An 18,753-nucleotide genomic window follows, 5' to 3' on the forward strand; every position below is an offset into this window, starting at 1 on the left:
GACCCCTTGGTGTATTAAAGAGTTAAATATTTGCCGGTCATACTCCAATAGATTAGAAATGGTAGTATTAAGTAGTATTAGAGAAAATAAGTGATTTATTCGTCGCGGTTTGTACTTAAGATTTATTCCTGGTTTGTCTGGGCTGGGGTTTCCTCATGATTGTATGGGCGGATGGTTCGGAGTCTGTTTCGGAAGAAGCTGTCCCTCAAGATGAAAGGTCCGTCCCTCAAGATGGAGGGACGGACCTCTATAGTACATCAATTCCGGATAAGGTAGTCGAATGCGCCAAGTGCGGCGTTCGCTCCTGATCCCATGGAAATGATGATTTGGTTGTATGGGCTGTCTGTGCAGTCTCCTGCGGCGAATACGCCAGGGACGTTTGTGGCACCATGTTTATCAACCACGATTTCACCGAATTTTGTGCGTTCTACAAGGCCACCGAGCCAGTCTGTGTTTGGAACGAGACCGATTTGGACAAACACTCCTTGCAGTTCGATGTGTTTCTCTTCGTGTGTATCACGATCGGTGTAGGTAATTCCGTTTACTTTATCCGTACCGGTGATTTCCTGGGTTTGGACGTTTGTCAGCACTGTGACGTTCGGCAGGCTGTGAAGACGCTTCTGAAGGACGTCATCCGCCTTCAGTTCAGGATTGAACTCAAGGACCGTAACATGCTTGACGATTCCTGCAAGGTCGATGGCTGCTTCGATTCCGGAGTTTCCTCCGCCGATGACAGCGACATCTTTGCCTTCGAACAGTGGTCCGTCACAATGAGGGCAGTACGCCACTCCTTTGTTCTTGAACTCCTGCTCACCAGGAACGCCGATGTTACGCCAGCGTGCACCTGTCGAGATGATCAGACTCTTACTTTTCAGGACAGCACCGTTTTCAAGCTCAAGCTCGACAAGATCTGTTTTCTCAAGGCGGCTTGCGCGCTGAAGGTTCATGACATCGATGCCGTAGTCTTTCACATGCTCTTCTAGGCTAGCCACAAGCTTCGGTCCTTCCGTGTGCTTCACACTGATGAAGTTCTCGATGCTCATTGTATCAAGGACCTGACCACCGAAGCGTTCTGCAACGATTCCCGTACGGATCCCTTTACGTGCAGCATAGATCGCCGCACTGGCTCCTGCAGGTCCGCCACCGACGACAAGGACGTCATAAGGATCTTTATCCGATAGCTCATCCGCACCGGGGCCTTCCACAATCTTAGAAAGAATTTCTTCCAAGGTCGTGCGTCCGCCGTTGAAGAATTCCGCATTCAGGTAGACAGCAGGGACGGCCATGACGTTCTTGCGTTCTACTTCTTCCTTGAAGGCAGCTCCGTCGATCATAGTGTGCGTGATGTTCGGGTTCAGGACACTCATGATGTTCAGTGCCTGCACCACGTCAGGACAGTTGTGACAACTTAGGCTGACATACGTTTCGAAGTGGTGTTCGCCTTTGACACTCTTGATCTGGTCAATGACGCTTTGATCCACTTTCGGCGCTCTGCCACTGACTTGAAGGAGAGCAAGGACCAAGGATGTGAATTCGTGTCCAAGGGGGATCCCGGCAAAAATGATGCCGGTCTCTTCACCAGGGCGATTCACGCTGAAGCTTGGTGTTCTTGTCAGTTCTGCTTTTTCAACACTAATGCGGGATGACATGGAAGAGAGCTCTTCAACAAGAGCCAGCATATCCTTCGAAATGGCATCGTCGCCTGCACTGACTTTCAGGACGATGTCGCCTTCCATCATCTGCAGGTATTGTTCTAATTGTGCTTTTATATCTGCTTCAAGCATGCTCAGCACTCCTTATAATTTACCAACTAGATCAAGGCTTGGCTTAAGTGTTTCAGAACCTTCCTGCCATTTAGCCGGGCAAACTTCGCCTGGGTTGTTGCGCACATATTGTGCCGCCTTGATTTTGCTAACTAGAATATCTGCATCGCGGCCGATTCCGCCTGCATTGATTTCAACTGCCTGGATGATACCATCCGGATCGATGATGAATGTTCCGCGGTCAGCAAGACCATCTTCTTCATTTAATACATCGAAACCGCGAGTGATGCGTTGAGATGGGTCACCGATCATGGCATATTTGATTTTACCGATTTTTTCAGAGCTGTCGTGCCAGCCTTTATGTGTAAAGTGAGTGTCCGTAGAAACTGAATATACTTCTACGCCAAGCTCTTTAAGCGTTTCATAGTTATTTTGAAGGTCTTCAAGTTCTGTCGGGCATACAAATGTGAAGTCTGCAGGGTAGAAGCAGAAAATGCTCCATTGACCTTTCAGGCTTTCGTCTGTAACAGTGATGAACTCACCATCTTTGAATGCTTCTGCTTTAAATGGTACGACTTGTGAACCGATTAATGACATAGTGTAAATTCCTCCTAGTGGTTTGTGTGATTGAGAATCATTAATAGATTATAATAATTCTAATTCGATATTTATTATTATATATTTGCGTTTTTTTGTCAAGGGAAAAGATTGAGGTTCTAATAGAAAGGAAGATGTAGTTGAATAAACGATTGCTTGTCCTGTTTACGATGCTTATCACCCTACTTCCCGTCCATATCTATGCGGCAGCACCATTTGTGATAGGGGAAGGAGATTCGGGTGATTATCAATACACGGTCATAAAAGGGGAAAACACATTCACCTGGAAAATCGGTTATCAAGGTCACTTGGTGACGATCGACGAGAACCAGGAAAATCAAGATCATCTGGACCGTTTTCGAACGGCTGTGAATGATCTGGACAGTCACAAATTCGGGCTCATTCTATCGATTTGCTACCTTATCATTGTCGGCATTACGACACTGGTCTTTTATAAAAAAACCAACCATATCCCCCGGGTAAGTGGGGTGATCATAGCCTGTTTGACTTTGGGTGCGGTGTATTATGGCATTACATCTTTTATAGGAATGAAGGCAGCTATAGAGGATGTGGGATATTATTACGTAACCTTGATTGAATCGTGAAAGCTGTACAATTGGTGGCACTGGTGGGGTGTGCAGCAGAGGCAGATTGGTCTGAAATAGGATCCAGTTGTTCAATTTTTCGGGAAAAGCAGGTGAAATTTAAGGGTTGAGTGGATGATTTTTAACTATATGAACCTTTTGTCGAAAAGACTCAGTTTTGTGTGGTGCAGGATTAGATTATTACTTGTCGAATTAGAGCATAAAGAGGAATGCTCACGAAAAATACATAAACAAAGGGGTGAAGATACATGTATTCTACCGAAACCCTGCCCCATTGGTTTTGGCTTCTTTATTACTCCCTCATGCTATTTACGATTGCATCAGCCTTCTTCTCGATAATAAAACAACGGGGTAGATGGTGGGCACTGCTCACCATCATTGTGACCCTTTCCATCCCGGTTGTAGGCTTGGTGAATGGAATTTATCGAGAGCAGAATCAGAATGAATTAGAGCAATGGCTGAGCCACCTGGGAACAGGGGAGTTATGGGCTTTATATCTTCTGTTCGGTTATATATATGTGATCGTTTGGTGGGGGTTATTGATTCGAAAAAGAGTTAGTAGACAAGGGAAGTTACCTCGGCAATTTAGGAGGGAATAGCATGACAAACATAATCAGATTCAACCTTTTCCTACTGGTATTGTATTTAATTCTTTTCTATTTTTCTATAAGCAGGATGAATCTGTTTGGAGATTTCACAACTTTCATTAATCTATCGACACTCCTCATCCTGCTGGGTTTAGGAATCTATTACCCCAGATTCAGTAAGGGGATTAATGAGGGAAAGGTAAGCAAGATAAAATTGATCTGGAATGCGTCGTTTCTGCTGCTGTTTGTTGGATTTCAAATGGTTACAGGAATGATTCATAGCAGCATCTTTTATATCATTGTGATGATCATGATGGTGTTGATGGTGATGAATGTTTGGAGAGTCCATGGTCGTACCTCAAATTAAAGCCAAGAGGTCAGTCCTATCGGTATTGATTGACTTTTTTATCGATCATCAATTACTTGTAAAATATAGATTGGTTAAAGGAGAAAAGCCACAAAAGCTGAAGATCAAGAAAAGGATCTTCAGCTTCTTTTCATATGTTTGTACTTACTGGTTTTTAGGTGCCCCTGGAGGATAATAGTACGGTGGTACCTTTAGCCATCCTCTTTTGCGCATAGCTGTTTTCAGTTCCATACCAAGCACCATTTTTTCAGCCTGAAATCGTGACCACATGAGACTAATATCATTCCGAATGCTTTGGCTCATGTTTGTGGCACACATCACAATATTAGAGGCAATTTTAATGGAGATAAAGTTAGCGATTTCATCATCTGTCATTTTGGCCCCTAAGGGAATACTGTTAGGGTCAGATTTAGGCCTTGTTTCTGACGTTTTCGATAGGGGTATGCCTTCTTCTACCATGAATTGTTGAAGTATATTCAATTGGTGTTCCCCAAGATTCTTTGATTTGTTAATGAGTTGGATTAATTCGTCGTCTGTCGTTGTATTTAATGAAGCTTCGAGGACAGGTACTTCTTCTGCCAAGGCAGTGAAATAGATCCAACATCCCATCGCTTCACCGATATGTGGAGGTGTCTTTGGTTCCGTATCAAAGGTTGTTCGTAAGTAATCAAAAGCGGTTTCAAAGAGATTCTGCATTTATTGTCATCCTTTTTTTACTACCATTATTTCCATTTATCATCCTTTTAATCTGTTGTTCTTCATTTAAGGGAATGATAAGGAACACCGGAAGCCAAAATTTGTCTAGGTGTTTAGAATGTAGCCAAGGTATCTGTCCCCTTGGCACCAGGGTTTACCGAATCAGAAAATCGGCAACCCTTAGGACATATGTCCTTTCACAAAAGTCCGTCCTCCTATTTAATAGAACAAAGAATAGGAGGATGAACGATGAAAGGTGCTTTATTTGCGCTGCTTGGTGGACTTTGTATCACGATGCAGGGAATCTTCAATGCAAGGATGAGTGACGCGATCGGCGGGTGGCATACGACTTCGATGGTACACCTTGTGGCCTTTACGATTGCGATGACGATATATATGAAAGTAAGAGATGGAAAAGGAAAGAGCTTCAGGCAGGTGCCGTTCCTGTATTTGATCGGGGGATCGTTCGGTGTGATCGTGGTGTTCTCGGAACTGACGGCGATTCACATGATCGGCCCGGCATCGGCCATTGCGATCCTTCTCGTTGCACAGATCGGGACGGCATTCCTCATTGAGTCACGGGGATGGTTCGGGGAGAAGAAGGTCCCGGTTACGCCGAGGCAGGCAGTCGGACTCTCGATGATGCTTGCAGGGGTCGTCCTTTTCCAATTGTAGAAGAAGGAGTCTAACGATGAAAGAAATACAAGGGGCTGCCCCCAATCATTATATAAAACAATTCGAGCTGGATGAGTTATTTCCGGCGGATTTCAGAAAGCATATCAAGATGTATTCTTTTGAAAAAGGGGACAATCTTTTTTCGACGGGGGAAGAGCTCCATGAACTGTACTTCCTCATGGAGGGGAAAATCAAGATATTCACCCATACACCTGAAGGAAAGCTGTTGATCAACCGATTCAAGCGTCCCCTTGCCCTGATCGGGGATGTGGAATATGCGAAGGGTACTGCGGTTCTCAATTCAGTGGAAGCCGTCACGGACGGGGTGTTCCTATCAGTTCCGTTCACGGATCTCTCAAGGCTTGAGAAGGACTATCCGGCGATCATGCGCTTTCTATTTGATACAGTTGCCCACAAGTTTTACACGGAATCACATATAACGAGCATGCATATGCTGTATCCCGTCGAAGTAAGATTAGCGAGCTATTTGCTATCCATTTCTGAAGCGGGCGAAGGGACCATGTTCCATCAGGAAATGCATACGTCCAATCTCATGGAGCTCGCCGAATGGATCGGTACCAGCTACCGTCACCTGAACCGGGTACTAAAGAAGATGGCAACCGAAGACCTCATCGAACGGGTCAACGGTTCCATCACCATCAAAGATCTTGAAAAACTCAGCATCCTTGCGAAAGGAAACATCTATGAATAGGGAGGGTCTAAAAATGATCGGAATCGGATTAGCCATCATGGCAGGAATCTTAATCAGTTTACAAAATGTATTCAATGCAAGAGTCAGTGAAAAAACAGGCCCATGGGCAACGACGAGCCTCGTCCTCGGCCTCGGCCTTGTATGTTCTCTGCCGGTATTTTATACAATGGAAGATAAAAGTCTGCTGGACTTCAGCGGGGTCAATCCTGTCTTTCTGTTCAGCGGGGTATTCGGAGTCGGGATCGTGTTCTTCCTGATGAGGGGAGTCACGTTGATCGGACCGGCGTATGCGATCTCGATCGCGCTTATTTCTCAAATCTCCATTGCCTTTATCGTTAATACAGGTGGATGGTTCGGGTTTGAACCGTCTGCACTTTCCTGGGAGAAGATTCTTGGGATCGGTTTGTTGATTGGCGGGGTGTTGGTTTATAAGTTGGAGAAGAGGACGGAAGAGAAACAGGAAGTTCGTCGTGAACGAGAGAGAGTGGGGGCTTGATTGTTCCCCCCTTGAAAAGAAGGTCTCTATCTCGAAAAGTCTTGACTCGTTACATCAAAAAAAACACGCCTCCTCCCAACAGGGAGGAGGCGTGTTCACTTTATCTCAAATCAAACCGATCCGCATCCATCACCTTTACCCAAGCGGCAACAAAGTCACGGACAAATTTCTCTTTGTTGTCATCCTGCGCATACACTTCAGCAAGAGCACGTAGCACGGAATTCGAACCGAACACTAGGTCAAAACGTGATGCCGTACGAACTACTTCCCCCGTTTGACGGTCGCGGCCTTCATACTGATTGAAGCCTGCCGGTTTCCACTCGATACCCATGTCCAGCAGCTTCACGAAGAAGTCGTTGGTCAATGCACCCAAGCGGTCTGTGAATACCCCATGACCTGTACCACCGTGGTTGGCACCAAGAACACGCATACCACCAAGAAGGACGGTCATTTCCGGCGCAGTCAGACCTAGTAGCTGTGATTTATCCACGAGCATTTCTTCCGGGCTGACAGCGTATTCCTGCTTCTGGTAGTTACGGAATCCGTCTGACACCGGTTCTAATACACCAAAGTTCTCAGCGTCGGTCTGCTCAGCCGTTGCATCGCCACGTCCAGGTGAGAAAGGAACGGTTACCTCGAAGCCGGCGTCACTAGCAGCTTTTTCGATGGCTGCGTTTCCTCCTAACACAATCAAATCAGCCAGGCTGACTTTTTTGTCCAGCTTGCTTTGAAGGTCTTCGTAAACACCCAGGACTTTTTCAAGCTGTTCCGGTTCGTTCACCTCCCAGTCTTTCTGAGGAGCGAGACGGATGCGTGCACCGTTCGCGCCTCCGCGCATATCGGAACCGCGGTAAGTGCTGGCTGAAGCCCAAGCGGTTTTTACCAGCTCGCTTACGGTTAATCCTGTGTTGAGGATCTTTTCTTTCAGAGAGGCGATTTCACCTGCAGATAGATCATAATCCACCGAAGGAACCGGATCCTGCCAGATCAACTCTTCATCCGGAACCTCTGGACCCCAGTATCTTGCTTTCGGCCCCATGTCGCGGTGAAGGAGTTTGAACCAGGCGCGGGAGAAGGCATCGGCAAACTCTTCCGGATTCTCATGGAAACGACGGGAAATTTTTTCATAGTCCGGGTCCGTACGTAACGCCATATCGGCGGTTGTCATCATCGTCTTCACTTTGATCGAAGGATCTTCGGCGTCAGGTGCCATATGCTCTTCCGTCATGCCGACCGGTGCCCATTGGGACGCGCCTGCCGCACTCTTCGTTTTCTCCCACTCATAGCCGAATAGGAGGTCGAAGTAACCATTGTCCCACTTCGTCGGATTCGTCGTCCAGGCACCATCGACACCGCTTGATATCGTGTCGCGGCCTTTTCCGCTCCCGTGTGAGCTGATCCAGCCGAATCCTTGTGTCTCAAGATCCGCAGCTTCAGGATCGTCACCGACAAGAGATGCGTCACCGGCTCCATGGGCCTTCCCGAATGTGTGGCCGCCTGCGATAAGGGCCACGGTTTCATAGTCGTTCATTCCCATTCGTCCGAACGTATCGCGGATATCACGGGCGCTTCCCAGTGGATCCGGTTCACCGTTTGGGCCTTCCGGATTCACGTAGATGAGACCCATCTGGACGGCAGCGAGTGGATTTTCAAGCTCACGGTCGCCGGAATAACGGTTGTCAGCAAGCCATTCCTTCTCATTTCCCCAATACACATCTTCCTCAGGATGCCAGATGTCTTCGCGTCCTGCACCGAATCCGAATGTCTTCAAGCCCATGGATTCAAGGGCTACGTTACCTGTCAGGACGAGCAAGTCCGCCCATGAAATTTTGTTTCCATACTTTTGCTTGATCGGCCATAACAGACGTCGGGCTTTATCAAGATTGACATTATCCGGCCAGCTATTGAGCGGGGCAAAGCGCTGTGAACCTGATGAACCGCCTCCGCGTCCGTCCGTCTCGCGGTATGTACCTGCTGCGTGCCAAGACATCCGGATGAAGAATGGGCCGTAGTGACCGTAGTCAGCCGGCCACCAGTCCTGGCTGTCTGTCATCAGGTTATGGAGATCCTGTTTCAGGGCATCGTAATCCAGCTTCGAGAATTCTTCCTTATAATTGAAGTCTTCCCCCATCGGGTTCGATTTTGTGTCATGCTGGCGAAGGATGTTCAAGTTCAACATGTTCGGCCACCAGTCTTTATTCGTCGTACCACCCGGGGCTGTCGTTGTCGTGATGGCGCTATCCTTGTGGTGGGTGACAGGGCACTGTCCTGCAGCTGCTGAGTGATCCTTTTGGTCTGGACGATTGTTGTTTTCCATTTACATTTCTCCTTTCAAGTTTGGGACACGGTTCGAATAAATCATTACCATTTGCTAGAGATGAAAAGTTAGATTATTATGATAATTCTTACTTATATTATAGTGGACCAGGAGTCTGATTCAAAGTGAGAAGTGTTAAATCGACGGATTTTTATGGAAAATGTATCAAGTAGAACGCTCCTTAAAGAATAAGAGGAAGTCGACGGGGAATAACATGAATGAAACAGATTGCGAATATGTCATATTGGAGAAGGGAAAGGAATCGGTTGGTCGGAACCTGTCCCTGGATCCCGCTTCCATGATAAAATATGTTGATAAAAATGAATGACGGTTAGGGTGTATGTATATGAGAGTGTTGTTGGTAGAGGATGATCGGACGATTGCGGCTGGTTTGGAGTATTCGTTGCGCCAGGAGGAATATGAGACAATTCTTTGTTATGATGCGGAGTCTGCCAAAGCGATGATTAATCGTCGGTTAGAGGAGATCGATTTATGCTTGTTTGATTTGTCGCTTCCTGATGGGAGCGGCTATGATTTGTGTGAGATGGTGAAGAAGCGGGACGATAAGCCAGTGATCTTTTTGACAGCGCTGGATGACGAAGTGAACGTCGTGATGGGGCTGGATATGGGAGCGGATGATTATATCACGAAGCCGTTCCGGGTCCGTGAGCTTCTATCCCGTATCCGATCGGTGCTCCGGCGGTATCAGAAACAGCCGTCACAGGCAAACGTGTGGATGGATATTGAGGATATCAGGATTAACACGTTGGAGGGCAAGGTGTATAAGAATGGTGATGAGGTAGTATTGACCGCTTTGGAATACCGGCTTCTCCTCATCTTTGCGAATCATGTCGGACAGGTGTTGACGAGGGCTCAGCTCCTCGATCGGATTTGGGATGTGGCCGGTGATTTTGTCAATGATAACACGTTGACTGTTTATATCAAGAGGCTCCGTGAGAAGTTAGAGGACCATCCGCAGCGACCAACGATCATCAAGACCGTTCGCGGTATGGGATATAAGGCAGGCGATTGAGATGTTGCGGAATCGGGAAGTTCAATGGTTTTTCATCAGCCATTTATTCATCAGTCTTGCGGTATCGGTATTGGCAGGTTTTCTTTATTCGATTCAGGTTGCATTGTTTGTGCTGGTAACATCCGGGTTGCTCGCTGGATATAGCTTTTTCTTTACAAGGTGGCGATACCGGGAAATTGGAAAGCTTTCGGGTTACTTGAGGAAGATCAGCAGCGGCGATTACAGCCTCGATGTCCGGGATAACCAAGAAGGGGAGCTCAGCATATTAAAGAATGATATCTATAAGGTGACCTTGATGCTGTCTGAGCATCGTTCATCTTTAGAGAAGGATAAACTCACTTTGACCAACGCCCTTTCAGATATCTCACATCAGTTGAAGACACCTTTGACCTCGATGATGGTGATGGCGGATCTCTTAAGTGACAGCACATTGGAAGAATCCAAGCGTGCAGAATTCACTCAACATATCCGGGTGCAATTGGAAAGGATCGAGTGGCTTGTCTCTTCGCTTCTGAAATTATCGAAAATCGATGCAGGGACCATCGCGTTTAAGAAAGACAAGGTGGCCGTACGGGATCTGATTCAGAGTGCGGTGCAGCCTGTCTTGATTCCAATGGATATTAAAGAGCAGGCATTGAACGTGAGCGGGGACGAATCGGTCACTTTCACCGGTGATCTTCGGTGGACGGCCGAAGCCCTCATCAATATCCTGAAAAATGCTGTGGAGCACACGGGAGATGGAGGGGTGATCTCCATTTCATATTTGGAGAATCCGCTTTATACTGAAATCACCATTGGGGATAATGGAGACGGGATTCCTAAAGAAGATCTCCCATACATATTCAGGCGTTTTTACAAAGGCAAGAATGCAAGCGAAGAGAGTGTCGGAATCGGTCTTGCCATGGCCTACAGCATCATCACCAGTCAGCAAGGGGATCTTGAGGTCCGAAGTGATAAAGGAAATGGTACCGTGTTTTCGATTAAATTTTATAAATAGGAAACAGTTATTCTTGCTCCCCGTCCCTTCTAAAGTGAATAGATTGTCACTTTCTTAGTCACTTTAAAGTCATATTGGACAGATATACTGGGGTCTACATCAACATTATGGAGGTACCAAATGAATATTTTACAAATCGAAAATCTGTCTAAGATATATGGCAAGGGGGAGACGGCGGTCAAGGCACTGGATGATATCTCATTCTCTGTGAGAAAAGGAGAATTTGTCGCCATCATCGGTCCTTCTGGATCGGGGAAATCTACCTTGCTTCACCTGCTTGGAGGAGTCGACCGTCCGACAAACGGGAAAGTGCTAATCGATCAAACCGATATTTATCAATTGGATGAAACCCAGCTGGCCGTTTTCAGAAGAAGGCAGATCGGGTTGATCTATCAGTTCTACAATCTGATCCCGATCTTGACGGTGGAAGAGAACATTACCCTCCCAATGCTATTGGATCAGCATAATGTAGATCAAAAGCAGTTGACTGATCTTGTGTCGACATTGGGTCTTCATGAAAGGCTGAATCATCTACCGAACCAATTATCCGGAGGACAGCAGCAGCGCGTATCCATCGGGAGAGCGCTGATCAGTAATCCCGCCATCATTCTCGCGGACGAGCCGACAGGAAATCTCGACAGCAAGAACTCTACCGAAATCATCGAACTGTTAAAGATGTTCAACAAAACCTATAACCAGACATTGATCATCATTACCCATGATGAACGGATTGCGCTGCAGGCTGATCGTGTGATCGAAATCGCAGATGGAAGGATCGCAAAGGATGAGGTGATCCGCCCGTGAATATCATCAACAAACTGACGTTAAGGCACCTGAAAGAAAACAAAAGAAGAACCCTTGTGACCATCACGGGCGTCATCATCTCGGTGTCGATGATCATGGCCGTTGCGACACTCGGTGTTTCATTCCTGGACATTATGAAAAGACAATCGATAGCCGACAATGGAGAATGGCATGTCCAATATCAAAATGTCAGCCCCGATCAAATCGAAGCGATAGCGAATGACGAAGATACGGGGAAGCTGCTCCTATCCAATGACTTGGGGTATGCAAAACTCGATGGGGCCAAGGTGGAAGATAAGCCCTACCTATTTATTAAAGAATATAATGAAGAAGGCTTGAAGCAGTTTCCGATCGAGTTGAGTAAAGGGCGCCTGCCTTCCGATGAACAGGAAGTGGTCATTTCCGAGCAAATCGCGAATGATGCCGGTGTTCAGTACGAGATCGGGGACCAGATCAAACTGGATATCGGGAGCCGGATGTTAGAGGGGGAAAGCAAGGCATTAGGACAGAATGACCCGCTCCAACGGGATGAAGAGGGCATTATAGAAAGGCTTGAAGTGAACTCCATAGAGACCTTCACTGTTACGGGCATCATAGAAAGTCCATCATGGGAACCGGCATGGTCTCCCGGTTATACGGTGGTCGGGTTTATCGATAAGAAATCCCTGAATAAGTCGGATTTGGTGAATGCGATTGTGGTACTGGATAAAGTGGACTCATCCGTATTTGAGCATGCTGGAAACCTGGCAAAAGAGAATGGAATCGAGAAAGTTGCTTTCAACGATGAACTGTTGCGCTACTACGGTGTCACGGACAATGACAACCTCCGCTTCACCCTGTTTTCCTTACTCGGGATCATCATGGCAGTCATCATCATAGGTTCGGTATCGCTCATATATAATGCATTCGCCATAAGTGTATCTGAACGTGCAAGACACTTAGGGATGCTTTCGAGTGTGGGGGCTACGAAGAAGCAGAAGAGAAATTCCGTCTTTTTCGAAGGGATGGTCATCGGAGTCATCAGCATTCCGCTTGGTCTATTGGCAGGGGCCATGGGGATCGGAGCTACCTTTTGGTTCATCAATACCTACATTGACGGGGCGTTGGGCATTTCGGAGAGGCTTCAGGTGGTCGTCACACCGTCAACGGTACTGGTTTCATGCCTGATTTCAGGTGTGACGATATTTATCTCTACGTATATGCCTGCAAGGAAAGCATCGAAGATTTCAGCGATCGATGCAATCCGGCAGTCGCAGGATATCAAATTGACTGGAAAGACGGTCAAAACGTCAAAGTTTGTCCGGAAGCTGTTCGGGGTGGAAGCGGAAATCGGATTGAAGAATCTGAAACGGAATAAACGACGTTACCATGCGACGATTTTTTCACTGGTGATTAGTATCATTCTCTTCTTATCGGTGTCTTTCTTTACAGATAATCTGAAGAAATCGGCAGTCATGTCCCAGGAGGGCACGAATTTCGATATTTCCGTATCCGCCAATACTGGGGATACAGATCAGTTGGAAGACTTGGTTCACCTGGAAAATGTCACAGCATACAGTATCCATAAAAGCCTGAACCCGACTGTGCTTATTGACAAAGACAAATTTCCTCAAGAATTGAAAGACATGATCAAAAGGGATAACATCTCCCTTGATAATGGACGTTATCAATACTATGTTAATTTACATGCATTGGATGAACAGAGCTTTACAGATTTTGCTAAAAAAGCAGGGGCAGATCTCGAGATGTTCGACGATCCCGAGAAGCCAACAGCCATCGTAATTGATCAGATTTCCTATTATGATCCAACGACGTCCAAGTTCATCGATGCCCAATCGATCGTAACTGAACCGGGAGACGTCCTCGATTTGATCTTCACAGACTATGCTACAGAGAAATCGAAACCTTTGGGATCGTTTACAATCGGGGCCATGACAGACAAAGTACCTATGGGGGTCCGTACCGCAATGATGGGGGGATTGGATGTAATCGTGCCGATGAAAACGATGGATGCCTTGATGGATGAAGAGATGAAAAAGGAAGTCCGCAGTCAATTATATATGAATAGTACTGATCCGATGGAAACCCAGAAAGCCCTTGAAGAAGTGGTGCCATCGAATCTGTATATTTACAATGTCTATCAAGATAGGCAGCAGGAAGAACAGCTCATCCTGTTCATGTCAGTCTTCACGTATGGGTTCATCGCACTGATTTCATTGATATCCATCGCGAACATTTTCAATACGATTTCAACGAGCATCTCCTTGAGAAAACGAGAGTTCGCCATGCTGAAATCTGTTGGGATGACCCCAAAAGGATTTAATAAAATGATCAACTATGAAAGCATCTTTTACGGAGTCAAGGCCTTGCTGTACGGGCTGCCGATCAGTATCGGTGTCATGTATCTGATCCACCGATCTGTCGGTGAGACCTTCGATTACGGGTTCGTGCTTCCGTGGTTCGATATCATATCCGTCATCGCAGCGATATTCATCATCGTCAGTTCGGCTATGCTTTATTCAATCGGAAAGGTTAAGAAGCAGAATATCATTGAAGGATTGAAGCAAGAGAATATATAAAAAAGAAAGAAGAGATGGGCTATTAGAGGCTCATCTCTTTTTTGCTTAAGTATACTTACTTGTCTTCGTTTCTCTTCTTTATAAAAACATAGGCAGTTTCAACCAAAAAAATCGAAAGAAGAAAAAAGAGGACGAATACTTCTGTTATTTCCATTACTCGAAAAGGACGTACGGCATTGTACAATGCGTCTGAAACATCAAACCCTTGGAGAATATCGAGACTTAGAGAAAAAGCCATTAAACATACCATCATTAAAAGGGCAATGCCCATGATTTTCATGCCGATCAACTCCTCCTACTAGGTTCTTCTCTTTGGACTAGAATCATTCAGTCATATCTTTGTTAATAATTACATAAAAACCCCTGATATGGTTAAAGTAATAAAAAATAAAAGAAGGGTGCCTGAATCTATGCCTTCGTTCTTTAAAGGTCGAAAACCAAAAAAGAACCACCAGTCGAATGCTGAAAATCAAGCTGCTGATCACTCGGTAGAACATATACAAGATTCATTGTCAGTCAACCTTGACATCATTAGACAGAAAACAGGAAACAGTTCAGACCTCGTCGTTCGTCATCTGAAAATGGGGAGAGATTCCGAAATTAAAACAGCAATTGTCTATATCGCAGGAATAGTAGACAATCGAACGATTCAAGAGTTCTTATTGCAAACCATGATGAAAGATGATGATAAAGAAAAATTGAATGAGCACGATGCATTAGAACTGATTTCTGAGGACATGATGACGGTTGGTAACGTGTTATCCCTTAATACATGGGAAGACCTGTTCTCATCTTTAATGGCAGGTGACACCCTGGTCCTGGTGGATGGTATTTCTAAGGCTTTGAGTGCAAGCACGAAAGGGGGAGAAAAACGCTCCATTTCGGAATCTAACACTCAAATGGTGGTCCGTGGTCCAAAAGGGGCGTTTACAGAGTCGATTGAGACCAATACAGCCATGGTAAGGCAAATCATTAAGACCCCTGATTTATGGATGGAGTCCGTGAAGGTTGGCCGTGTAACCAAGACCGATGTGACGCTTATGTACATACATGGCATTGCCAATGAAAAGGTTATTGAAGAAGTTCGTCAGCGAATAAACAAGATCGACATTGATAGTATTTTAGAATCAGGCTATATCGAGCAACTAATTGAAGATCAAACACTGTCTCCCTTTCCAACTATTTTCAACACTGAAAGACCTGATGTAGTGGCAGGGAATCTGATTGAAGGACGAATTGCCATTTTTGTCGATGGAACCCCTTTTGTACTGATTGCACCCGCTGTGTTTATACAATTTTTCCAATCGGCTGAGGATTATTACGCCCGTTTCGATATTGCAACATCGATTAGGCTTTTACGCATTTTGATGTTTATGATTTCGCTTATTGCACCTGCTGCCTTTGTCGCTGTCACCACCTTCCACCAGGAAATGGTGCCAACAACGCTCATTGTCGCCATTGCAGCTCAGAGGGAAGCTGTTCCTTTTCCTGCATTCGTGGAAGCTCTTCTGATGGAAGTAACGTTTGAAATCCTACGGGAAGCAGGAATTCGCCTGCCTAAAGCGATTGGTTCCGCTGTATCCATTGTCGGGGCACTTGTTATTGGACAAGCTGCCGTTCAGGCGAGTATTGTGTCACCAGCCATGGTCATTATTGTATCAATCACAGCGATTGCCAGTTTTGCGACACCTTCTTTTGATATGGCCATTTCAGCTCGATTAATCCGGTTTTTGTTTATGGTGGGTGCTGCAACATTTGGATTCTACGGAATTATTTTGATCCTCTTGATGATGGTCGTCCATCTATGCAGCTTACGTTCATTCGGTGTGCCCTACATGGCCCCGTTTGCTCCCTTTATACCTGTGAATAATGGAGATACGTTTGTAAGATTACCATGGTGGTCACTAAGACAGAGACCCCGCTTAATTAGTGCCAATACAGTTCGGGAAGGAAAGAATTCGCGTCCTCAGCCACCTGCATCCCGTGCAATGGTTAATCGGGATTTTAAAGAAGGTGACAACAATGAAGCATAAGTTGGTTTTCCTTATAATATTGGTGACAATGATCGTCTTGCTATCCGGGTGTTGGAGCAAAAAAGAGCTAACCGATCTTGCTATCGTGGCAGCTATTGGAGTAGATAAGACGGAAGACGGAAAATATGCCATAACCCTTCAAATTATTAATCCAGGGAACGTGGCTGGAGGCATTCGAGGGGGAGCTGGTGGGACTCAAAGCCCACCTGTTACCATCTATTCAGCTACTGGGAATAATTTAGTAGAAGCAAGCAGGAGTGCTTCAAGCAAAATTTCCAGAAGATTATATTATGCTCATGCCAACCTGGTGGTGGTTGGGGAGAACCTTGCAAGAGAAGAAGGTGTAGCTACATTAATCGATGCAATCGATCGAGATCATGAATTTAGAATCACTACAACCATGGTAATTGCCAATCAATCATCTGCAGAAGAACTCGTGAAAACATTAACACCCGTTGATAAAATCCCTGCGAATAAGGTGCTGAAAACATTAGAATTCTCCCAAAAGGTATGGGGAGAGACGATAAAGACGTCGATTCAAGACGTGATGAAAGGACTGCAATCCCCTGATGAAGCAACCGTGGTTTCAGGATATCGTCTTGTAGGAAATCCCAAGCATGCGAGCCAGTTAGAGAACATTCAAGAGAGTGAGCCTGAATCTACCCTTGAAGCCAGTGGAATCGGCATCATAAAAGAAGGAAAATTAGTGGATTGGTATGATGGAAAAACGGCAAGAGGAACCGTATGGATCAGAGATGAAATCCAAGGAACAGACATCAACATTGATTGGGAAGGAAAAAAGGAAGCCATCGCCTATCAAACTGTCCGTCAAAAAACAACCGTATCTGCGAAAGTGAAGAATGGAGAGCCCCATATCTCTATTCATACACGTGCGGAAGGAAGCATAGGGGAAATGAATGTACCTGTGGATATCACAGATGTCAAGGTTATTTCAAAGATAGAAAAAGAGCTGGAGAAAGAGGTTAAAAAAGAAATAAAAAATGCGATTGAACAGGCTCAAACAAATAAAGCAGATATCTTTGGATTTGGCGATGCCATCCGACGTTCCAGTCCGGGTGAGTGGAAGAAGCTTAAACCGATGTGGAACGATGTGTACTTTCCTGAATTAAAGGTGGATATTAAAGTGGAAGCCTATATCCGTCGTGCTGGATTACGAAACAAATCGTTTCTTTCAAGTTTAAATGATGATCAATAGTGAGGGAAAGGGGGTACCAGTAGAGTGGAGAAAGCCAAAATTAGTGCCAGTCAGCTCTTTGTCTTAATGGTTCTGTTTGAACTGGGGAGTGCTTTACTCGTCCCTCTTGCCATAGATGCAAAACAGGACGCCTGGTTAGCTATTCTGCTTGGAATGGTCGTCAGTTTCGTTCTTTTATTAGTCTATCATAAACTCTATTGGTATTATCCCGATCTTTTGCCTACCGAGTACATGCAAAAGATTCTCGGTAAAGTGTTGGGAACCGTGGTTGCCTTCCTCTATCTTTTTTTCTTTATGTATGATGCCTCGAGGGTTCTCCGTGACTTTGGCGAAATGCTGTTAACCTTTGCCTATCCGGAAACGCCTTTATTCATTGCCAATGCACTGTTAATGCTTGTCATTATTTATACGGTCCATAAAGGAATAGAGGTCATCGGGCGATCAGGAGAACTGCTTTTTATGCTTATGTTTCTCCTTTCGGTCGTTGGATTTATATTGATTGTGAGTTCTGGTCTAATCGACTTAACCAACTTACAGCCAGTTCTTGAAGAAGGGATTGCACCTGTCCTGAAAGTGGTTTTTACTCAAACCTTATATTTCCCGTTTACAGAAGCCATTGTATTTACGATGATTTTGCCGTACATGAATAATCCCAAGAAGGTAAAGCTTACGATGATATGTGCAACGGGGTTAAGTGGAATCAACCTCATACTTACGATGCTCATTAATATTAGTGTGCTTGGTGTGGGTCTGACTGCACGGTCACAATTTCCGCTTCTTAGTACGGTTCAGACCATCCAAGTAGCAGATTTTCTAGAACGACTGGATGTGTTTTTTATGCTTGCCTTAGTGATCGGGATTTTTTTTAAGATAAGCGTGTTGTTTTATGCAGCGGTCATAGGCTCAGCCAGCTTATTTAAGATTAAATCTCCTTCACGACTATCCTATCCTTTGGGCCTGGTCGTTTTATTTATGTCGATGACGATTGCGAGCAATTTTCAAGAGCATATCCATGAAGGGCTAAAGGTAGTGATGTTTGTCTTACATATGCCCCTCTTTGTGATCATTCCCATCCTTCTTCTTCTTATTGCGTTTTTGAAAAATAGAAAAAAGAATAGAGGGTAACAGTGTTATTCGCATCAGTACTCCGAGGGTGAAGGGGAACGAGGCGACGGTGAAAATGTTTGTTTGCGACCCACAATTAATCGAATGTTGATATAATCGAAAAAGGCTGTCCCCAAAGGATTATCTTTGGGGACAGCCTCTTTATTTCTAT

Annotated in this window: 18 protein-coding genes; 13 read left to right on the forward strand and 5 right to left on the reverse strand. The window is 45.3% G+C overall.

Annotation, left to right across the window (positions count from 1 at the left end):
* Positions 1 to 257: 257 nt before the first annotated feature.
* Together ahpF and ahpC are read right to left on the reverse strand one after the other, a co-directional pair.
* Positions 258 to 1,784, reverse strand: coding sequence for an alkyl hydroperoxide reductase subunit F (gene ahpF, locus ACYH0O_RS03595; protein WP_482631174.1), 1,527 nt, complete (start codon positions 1,782 to 1,784; stop codon positions 258 to 260).
* Positions 1,785 to 1,796: 12 nt separating this feature from the next.
* Positions 1,797 to 2,360 (reverse strand): alkyl hydroperoxide reductase subunit C, encoded by a 564-nt coding sequence (gene ahpC, locus ACYH0O_RS03600; RefSeq protein WP_113971351.1) that lies wholly within the window; start codon positions 2,358 to 2,360, stop codon positions 1,797 to 1,799.
* A 140-nt stretch (positions 2,361 to 2,500) separates the two neighbouring features.
* Here ahpC and ACYH0O_RS03605 point away from each other — a divergent pair, with 140 nt between their 5' ends.
* From ACYH0O_RS03605 to ACYH0O_RS03615, 3 genes are all read left to right on the forward strand, one after another.
* Positions 2,501 to 2,965 (forward strand): geobacillin-26 family protein, encoded by a 465-nt coding sequence (locus ACYH0O_RS03605; protein WP_482631175.1) that lies wholly within the window; start codon positions 2,501 to 2,503, stop codon positions 2,963 to 2,965.
* Positions 2,966 to 3,213: 248 nt separating this feature from the next.
* Complete coding sequence (locus tag ACYH0O_RS03610) at positions 3,214 to 3,564, forward strand: hypothetical protein (protein ID WP_482631176.1); 351 nt, start codon at positions 3,214 to 3,216, stop codon at positions 3,562 to 3,564.
* A gap of 1 nt (position 3,565) precedes the next feature.
* On the forward strand, positions 3,566 to 3,919 hold the full coding sequence (locus ACYH0O_RS03615) for a hypothetical protein (protein WP_482631177.1): 354 nt from the start codon (positions 3,566 to 3,568) through the stop codon (positions 3,917 to 3,919).
* 144 nt (positions 3,920 to 4,063) lie between these two features.
* On the opposite strand, the gene ACYH0O_RS03620 is transcribed toward ACYH0O_RS03615, so the two are convergent.
* Complete coding sequence (locus ACYH0O_RS03620) at positions 4,064 to 4,615, reverse strand: DUF3231 family protein (RefSeq protein ID WP_482631178.1); 552 nt, start codon at positions 4,613 to 4,615, stop codon at positions 4,064 to 4,066.
* 249 nt (positions 4,616 to 4,864) lie between these two features.
* Between ACYH0O_RS03620 and ACYH0O_RS03625 the strand changes: the two genes are divergently transcribed.
* Genes ACYH0O_RS03625 through ACYH0O_RS03635 form a run of 3 tightly spaced genes read left to right on the forward strand, consistent with a single transcriptional unit; the run spans position 4,865 to position 6,498 of the window.
* Positions 4,865 to 5,290, forward strand: a complete 426-nt coding sequence (locus tag ACYH0O_RS03625; RefSeq protein ID WP_482631179.1) for a DMT family transporter — start codon at positions 4,865 to 4,867, stop codon at positions 5,288 to 5,290.
* A gap of 16 nt (positions 5,291 to 5,306) precedes the next feature.
* Positions 5,307 to 6,002: a Crp/Fnr family transcriptional regulator gene (locus tag ACYH0O_RS03630; protein WP_482631180.1), complete on the forward strand. Its 696-nt coding sequence runs from the start codon at positions 5,307 to 5,309 to the stop codon at positions 6,000 to 6,002.
* A gap of 13 nt (positions 6,003 to 6,015) precedes the next feature.
* Positions 6,016 to 6,498, forward strand: coding sequence for a DMT family transporter (locus ACYH0O_RS03635; protein ID WP_482631181.1), 483 nt, complete (start codon positions 6,016 to 6,018; stop codon positions 6,496 to 6,498).
* Positions 6,499 to 6,598: 100 nt separating this feature from the next.
* On the opposite strand, the gene katG is transcribed toward ACYH0O_RS03635, so the two are convergent.
* Positions 6,599 to 8,815 (reverse strand): catalase/peroxidase HPI, encoded by a 2,217-nt coding sequence (gene katG / locus ACYH0O_RS03640; protein ID WP_482631182.1) that lies wholly within the window; start codon positions 8,813 to 8,815, stop codon positions 6,599 to 6,601.
* Positions 8,816 to 9,161: 346 nt separating this feature from the next.
* Between katG and ACYH0O_RS03645 the strand changes: the two genes are divergently transcribed.
* From ACYH0O_RS03645 to ACYH0O_RS03660, 4 genes are all read left to right on the forward strand, one after another.
* Complete coding sequence (locus ACYH0O_RS03645; protein WP_482631183.1) at positions 9,162 to 9,848, forward strand: response regulator transcription factor; 687 nt, start codon at positions 9,162 to 9,164, stop codon at positions 9,846 to 9,848.
* A 1-nt stretch (position 9,849) separates the two neighbouring features.
* On the forward strand, positions 9,850 to 10,845 hold the full coding sequence (locus ACYH0O_RS03650; protein ID WP_482631184.1) for a sensor histidine kinase: 996 nt from the start codon (positions 9,850 to 9,852) through the stop codon (positions 10,843 to 10,845).
* A gap of 120 nt (positions 10,846 to 10,965) precedes the next feature.
* The gene (locus tag ACYH0O_RS03655; protein ID WP_482631185.1) at positions 10,966 to 11,649 is read left to right on the forward strand and encodes an ABC transporter ATP-binding protein; all 684 of its coding nucleotides are present in this window, start codon (positions 10,966 to 10,968) and stop codon (positions 11,647 to 11,649) included.
* A complete protein-coding gene (locus ACYH0O_RS03660) occupies positions 11,646 to 14,228 on the forward strand; it encodes an ABC transporter permease (RefSeq protein WP_482631186.1) in 2,583 nt (860 codons plus the stop codon). The genes ACYH0O_RS03655 and ACYH0O_RS03660 overlap by 4 nt, the downstream gene beginning before the upstream one ends.
* A 55-nt stretch (positions 14,229 to 14,283) precedes the next feature.
* On the opposite strand, the gene ACYH0O_RS03665 is transcribed toward ACYH0O_RS03660, so the two are convergent.
* Positions 14,284 to 14,508 (reverse strand): YczF family membrane protein, encoded by a 225-nt coding sequence (locus ACYH0O_RS03665; RefSeq protein WP_482631187.1) that lies wholly within the window; start codon positions 14,506 to 14,508, stop codon positions 14,284 to 14,286.
* A gap of 130 nt (positions 14,509 to 14,638) precedes the next feature.
* On the opposite strand from ACYH0O_RS03665, the gene ACYH0O_RS03670 reads away from it, so the two are divergent.
* The 3 genes from ACYH0O_RS03670 to ACYH0O_RS03680 are packed head-to-tail and all read left to right on the forward strand — an operon-like array spanning position 14,639 to position 18,602.
* Positions 14,639 to 16,261 carry a spore germination protein gene (locus ACYH0O_RS03670; RefSeq protein WP_482631188.1) on the forward strand — a complete coding sequence of 541 codons (1,623 nt, stop codon included), beginning with the start codon at positions 14,639 to 14,641 and terminating at the stop codon, positions 16,259 to 16,261.
* A complete protein-coding gene (locus tag ACYH0O_RS03675; RefSeq protein WP_482631189.1) occupies positions 16,251 to 17,477 on the forward strand; it encodes a Ger(x)C family spore germination protein in 1,227 nt (408 codons plus the stop codon). The genes ACYH0O_RS03670 and ACYH0O_RS03675 overlap by 11 nt, the downstream gene beginning before the upstream one ends.
* A gap of 24 nt (positions 17,478 to 17,501) precedes the next feature.
* On the forward strand, positions 17,502 to 18,602 hold the full coding sequence (locus ACYH0O_RS03680) for a GerAB/ArcD/ProY family transporter (protein ID WP_482631190.1): 1,101 nt from the start codon (positions 17,502 to 17,504) through the stop codon (positions 18,600 to 18,602).
* Positions 18,603 to 18,753: the final 151 nt, after the last annotated feature.

Source organism: Rossellomorea sp. H136 (assembly GCF_056838065.1).